The sequence below is a fragment of the Bradyrhizobium sp. genome (assembly GCF_049581145.1).
Classification (GTDB): Bacteria; Pseudomonadota; Alphaproteobacteria; order Rhizobiales; family Xanthobacteraceae; genus Bradyrhizobium.
On sequence record NZ_JBAURI010001308.1, the window covers coordinates 1 to 4,855 of the forward strand.

Here is a 4,855-nt window from a genome sequence, read left to right on the forward strand (position 1 = left end):
ATGAGCGGCGGCAGCCAAAATTTCTTCTTGGCGCGATGGACCCGGCTGGTGTCGCGGATTTCCAGCGGCTTCATGATCGGCGGCGGCGTCTGGCTGACGCTGGCAAGGACGAGGTGATTTCAAATTCTCTCTTCACCTTGGAAGTCGATGATCCGCTGTGCGCGCAGGCTCGCCTCGATCTCGCCGAGAATTCGCGCTAGCCGCTCCGCCCATTGCTGCTGCCCGGATTCGTCCTCGATCAGGTCCTGGCGGATTTCGATCCCGGTATTGATCAGGCCGCGTGCCTCGCCATGGACCGGAATGGTGTAGTCGGTCTGATCGCTGACCGCGTAAGGCTCGTTGTCGCCGACCACGATACCCGCTTCCGCGCGCAACGCCTTCAACAAGCGCGGCGGCAAGGTCGTGTCGCGATGATAGAGCGTGCCGATATGCCAGGGCCGCGCGACGCCGGCATAGACCGGCGTGAAGCTGTGCAGCGCCACCAGGACCGTGGGCTTGTTCTCCCGCGAACGCTGCTCGATGATCTCGGCGATGCGGTGGTGATAGGGATCAAAAATCTCGCGCCGCCGGGTCTCGGCGGCCTCCCGCGACAGCGCCTCGTTGCCGGGAATCATCGTGAGTTCGCTGAGGCGCGGGATCGAGTTCGCGGCATCGGGCGGGCGATTGCAATCGATCACCAGCCGCGAATAGCGCTGCGCGATGAGCTGCGCATCGAGATGGTTCGATAGCGCCTCGGCGACACCGGCAATGCCGATATCCCAGGCGATATGGCGCCTGAGCTCGTCCTCGGGCAGGCCGAGATCGCCGAGTTTTTGCGGCAGCAGCCGGCCGTAATGGTCGCAGGTGAACAGAAATGCCGAGCGGCCGGCCGCATTTTGTTCAAATGTCGGCGGAACGTCCGCGTCGCCGAGAAGTAGAGACATATCGCCCAAGCCTTCGAAAAGACAAGCCTTCGAGAAGAGCCGTCCAAAGAGCGACCCAACGCCATTCCTGACTACTGCCTAACGAAGCGGCATGCCGGTCTAGAAATGAGCAGCGTTATCTATAGATTAGATTGTCTGGAATCGCGATGATTGCCTGAACGATGCCGCTCCTGACGATTCATCACAAGACCGAATATCGCTACGCCCACCCGGTGGCGTTCGGCGAACACCGCATCATGCTGCGCCCGCGCGACGGCCATGATCTCCGCGTGCTGGCGAGCCGGCTCGACATCGCGCCGCAGCCGATGTCGCTGCGCTGGATCCATGATGTGTTCGGCAACAGCGTGGCGATTGCGACCTTCGACGAGCGTTCGGAAACCCTGACCTTTACCTCCGTCGTGACCGTCGAGCACAATCCGGCCGATTTGTTCGCGCTGACGCCGGACGATCCGGCATATTTCTATCCATTCCTCTACGATGCGGAGGAATTTCCTGACCTGCTGCAGTTCATCACGCCGCAATACGGCGACGGCGAGGGCGCGCTGGCGGCGTGGGCGCGCAACTTCCTCGACGAAGAAGCGCCGACCCCGACCTTCAAGATTCTCACCACCATGACGCATGGCATCCGCGAAGCGTTCTGCTATCGCAAGCGGCATGAACATGGCACGCAGCATCCACTCGATACGCTGCAGACGGGATCGGGCACCTGCCGCGACTATGCGCTGCTGATGATCGAGGCGCTGCGCCGGCTCGGCATCGCCGCGCGCTTCGTCTCGGGCTACCTGTCTATTCCGGAGAGCGGCAGCCGCTATGTGGGGGGCGGCTCGACCCATGCATGGGTGCAGGTCTATCTGCCGGGCACCGGCTGGATCGAGTTCGATCCCACCAACGGGATTGTCGGCACCCGCGATCTGATCCGCGTCGCGGTCGCGCGCGATCCGCGCCAGGCCATCCCGCTGCATGGCGTCTATCTCGGCCCGGCAGACGCTTTCACCGGGATGGACGTGAACATCAAGGTCGTTTCGGCCGACCAGACGTCAGACACGGAGGTCTAGGCATGGAGATCAAGGTCGGTTTCGAGATCACCTACGCGGCCGTGCAACCGACGCCGATGGTGATCATCCTGTCGATCCATCCCTCTCGCTTCTCCGACATCGTCGGGACCGAGACCATCAGGACCGAGCCCGACGTGCCGATCGGGTTCTACCGCGACAGCTTTGGCAATGTCTGCGGCCGGCTGGTGGCGCCGGCCGGCGGCGTGACCTTTCGCGGCAGCGCGCTGGTGCGCGATTCCGGATTGCCTGATGTGGTGGTGCCGACCGCGCAGCAGGTGCCGATCGATCAGCTGCCGGATGAACTGCTGCTCTATCTGATGCCGAGCCGCTACTGCGAGACCGACAAGCTCACCGACAGCGCCTGGGCGCTGTTCGGCAACACCAGGCCGGGCTGGGAACGGGTGCAGGCGATCAACGAGTACGTCCACCACCATATTACCTTCGGCTACGAGCACGCCCATCACATGAAGTCCGCGCACGACGTGTTCGGGCAGCGCAGCGGCGTGTGCCGCGACTTCGCCCATCTCGCGCTCACCTTCTGCCGCTGCATGGGGATTCCAGCGCGCTATTGCACGGGGTATCTGGGCGACATCGGCGTTCCGCCCGATCCAGCGCCGATGGATTTTTCCGGCTGGTATCAGGTCTATCTGTCCGGCCAGTGGCACACTTTCGACGCGCGGCACAACGTGCCCCGGATCGGCCGCATCCTGATGGCCACCGGGCGCGACGCCGCCGATGTGGCGCTGACCACGAGCTTTGGGCGGATGGATCTGACGAAATTCGTCGTCGTCACCGACGAAGTCGTGGCGGCTTGACTCTCTATTGTCATTGTCGTCGTCCGTCATTCCGGGGCGCACAAGGTGCGAACCCGGAATCTTTGGAATGCCCGACGCGCAATGGCGCATCTGAGGTCTGGTCCCTCGGACCATCCCGGAATGACAGGCACTTCCCATGATCTCCGACCGTCTCTTCGTCTACGGCACGTTGATGCGCGGCTTCGACCATCCGATGGCAAAGCTTTTGTCGGGCCACGCGGATTTTCTCGGTGAGGCGAGCTGCCAGGGGCGGCTTTATCTGGTGCAGCATTATCCGGGGCTGGTGAAGTCGGACGATCCCGCCGATATCGTGCATGGTGAGCTTTATCGCCTGCGCGCGCGAGACGCAGTGCTGCGCGAACTCGACATCTATGAGGCCTGCGGCGAAGGCTTTGCCGAGCCGACGGAATATCTGCGCCAGATGCTCGCCGTCACCCTGGCCGATGGCGCGGCAGGTGAAGCCTGGACCTATCTCTACAACTGGCCGGTGACGCAACTGCAGCGCATCGCCTCGGGACGGTTCTTGGCGAGGTGACGGCCGCCGTCCCTCGTCGGCCGCGGTGTGCCGTCGGGGTGCTCGGGAACGCTCATGAGGCTGTGAATAGCCGGGAGAAAGTCAACAATTCTCGTATTTTATCTGGACTGCCCTATATCGATGGTCGGTTGGCAGGCGCCTCCGACTCGGCAAAGATTCACTTCATGCGCTTTACGGACCAGTTCCTCGAGGAAGTGCGCGCCCGGCTGCCGGTCTCGGAAGTCGTGGGCAAGCGCGTGAAGCTGAAGCGGGCCGGGCGCGAGTGGAAGGGGTTGTCGCCGTTTCAGCAGGAAAAGACGCCGTCGTTTACGGTCAACGACCAGAAGGGATTTTATTACGACTTCTCCTCCGGGCGGCACGGCAACATCTTTGATTTCGTGATGCAGACCGAGGGGGTTTCCTTCCCCGAAGCGGTCGAGCGCCTGGCCGCGATGGCAGGGCTGCCGCTGCCGGCTGCGACCCCCGATGCGGAGCGTCATGCGCAACGCCGCAAGACACTGTACGAGGTGATGGAACTCGCCGCGAAGTTCTTCGCCGACACGCTCGCCTCGCGCAATGGCGCGAAAGCCCGCGGCTATCTCGGAGACCGCGCCATTTCGCCGTCGACCCAATTGCAGTTCCGGCTGGGCTATGCCGCCGGCGAGCGGTTCGCGCTGAAGGAGCATCTCGGCGGTCACGGCGTCTCCGTCGAGGATATGGTCGAGGCGGGGCTTCTGATCGCCGGCGACGATATTCCAGTGCCCTATGATCGTTTCCGCGACCGGGTGATCTTTCCGATCACCGATCTGCGCGGCCGCGTCATCGCCTTCGGGGGCCGTGCGCTGGAAAAGGACGTGCCGGCGAAATACCTGAATTCGCCGGAAACGCCGCTGTTTCACAAGGGCGACAATCTCTACAACCTTGCGTCCGCCCGGCAGGCCGCGCACGACGGTGCGCCGTTGATCGTGGTCGAAGGCTATGTCGATGTCATCGCCATGGTGACCGCGGGTTTTGCGGGCTGCGTCGCGCCGCTTGGCACGGCGCTCACCGAGAACCAGCTCGGGCTGCTCTGGAAGATGGCGGATGAGCCGATCCTCTGCTTCGATGGCGACCGCGCCGGGCAGAAGGCGGCGGGGCGCGCCGCCGACCTTGCGCTGCCGCAGCTGAAGCCGGCCAAGAGCCTGCGCTTTGCGCTGTTGCCCGAAGGGCAGGACCCTGATGATCTGGTGCGCTCCGGTGGACGCGTCGCGATCGAGGATGTACTCGGCGCCGCCCGCGGGCTCGCCGACATGATCTGGTCCCGCGAGATCGAGGGCGGCAACTTCACGACACCCGAGCGGCGCGCGGCGCTGGAAGCGCGGATTGGCGACCTGACCAACGGCATCCGCGACGAGGTGGTGCGCCGCTATTATCGTCAGCACCTTGCCCAGCGGCTGCAACAGGCATTCGCGCCGGACGCCGGCCGCGGTTTAGCAGGCAGGGCGCCTTTTCGTGCCGAATCAGGCGGGCGTTCGCAGTCCCGCGCCGGCGGCGGCAGCCGATCCAACC

General features: G+C 63.9%; 5 protein-coding genes. 4 read left to right on the forward strand and 1 reads right to left on the reverse strand.

The features are described from left to right. Nucleotides 1-119 precede the first annotated feature (119 nt). The gene (locus WCB02_RS41765; RefSeq protein WP_423968825.1) at nucleotides 120-923 is read right to left on the reverse strand and encodes an N-formylglutamate amidohydrolase; all 804 of its coding nucleotides are present in this window, start codon (nucleotides 921-923) and stop codon (nucleotides 120-122) included. A gap of 161 nt (nucleotides 924-1,084) precedes the next feature. On the opposite strand from WCB02_RS41765, the gene WCB02_RS41770 reads away from it, so the two are divergent. The 4 genes from WCB02_RS41770 to dnaG all read left to right on the forward strand — a co-directional run. Beyond that, entirely contained in the window at nucleotides 1,085-1,978 is an 894-nt protein-coding gene (locus WCB02_RS41770; RefSeq protein WP_423968827.1) for a transglutaminase family protein, read from the forward strand. Nucleotides 1,979-1,980: 2 nt separating this feature from the next. After that, nucleotides 1,981-2,793, forward strand: coding sequence for a transglutaminase-like domain-containing protein (locus tag WCB02_RS41775; protein WP_423968829.1), 813 nt, complete (start codon nucleotides 1,981-1,983; stop codon nucleotides 2,791-2,793). Between the two features lie 136 nt (nucleotides 2,794-2,929). Continuing rightward, a complete protein-coding gene (locus WCB02_RS41780; protein ID WP_423968831.1) occupies nucleotides 2,930-3,328 on the forward strand; it encodes a gamma-glutamylcyclotransferase family protein in 399 nt (132 codons plus the stop codon). 164 nt (nucleotides 3,329-3,492) lie between these two features. Then, nucleotides 3,493-4,855 (forward strand): DNA primase (gene dnaG / locus WCB02_RS41785; RefSeq protein WP_423968833.1); only part of this gene is annotated, 1,363 nt, incomplete at its 3' end.

What these genes read in the sequence shown, in the direction of transcription:
- WCB02_RS41765 (WP_423968825.1), bottom strand. Translation starts at nt 923, where the DNA reads ATGTCTCTACTTCTCGGCGACGCGGACGTTCCGCCGACATTTGAACAA.
- WCB02_RS41775 (WP_423968829.1), top strand. Translation starts at nt 1,981, where the DNA reads ATGGAGATCAAGGTCGGTTTCGAGATCACCTACGCGGCCGTGCAACCG.
- WCB02_RS41770 (WP_423968827.1), top strand. Translation starts at nt 1,085, where the DNA reads ATGCCGCTCCTGACGATTCATCACAAGACCGAATATCGCTACGCCCAC.
- WCB02_RS41780 (WP_423968831.1), top strand. Translation starts at nt 2,930, where the DNA reads ATGATCTCCGACCGTCTCTTCGTCTACGGCACGTTGATGCGCGGCTTC.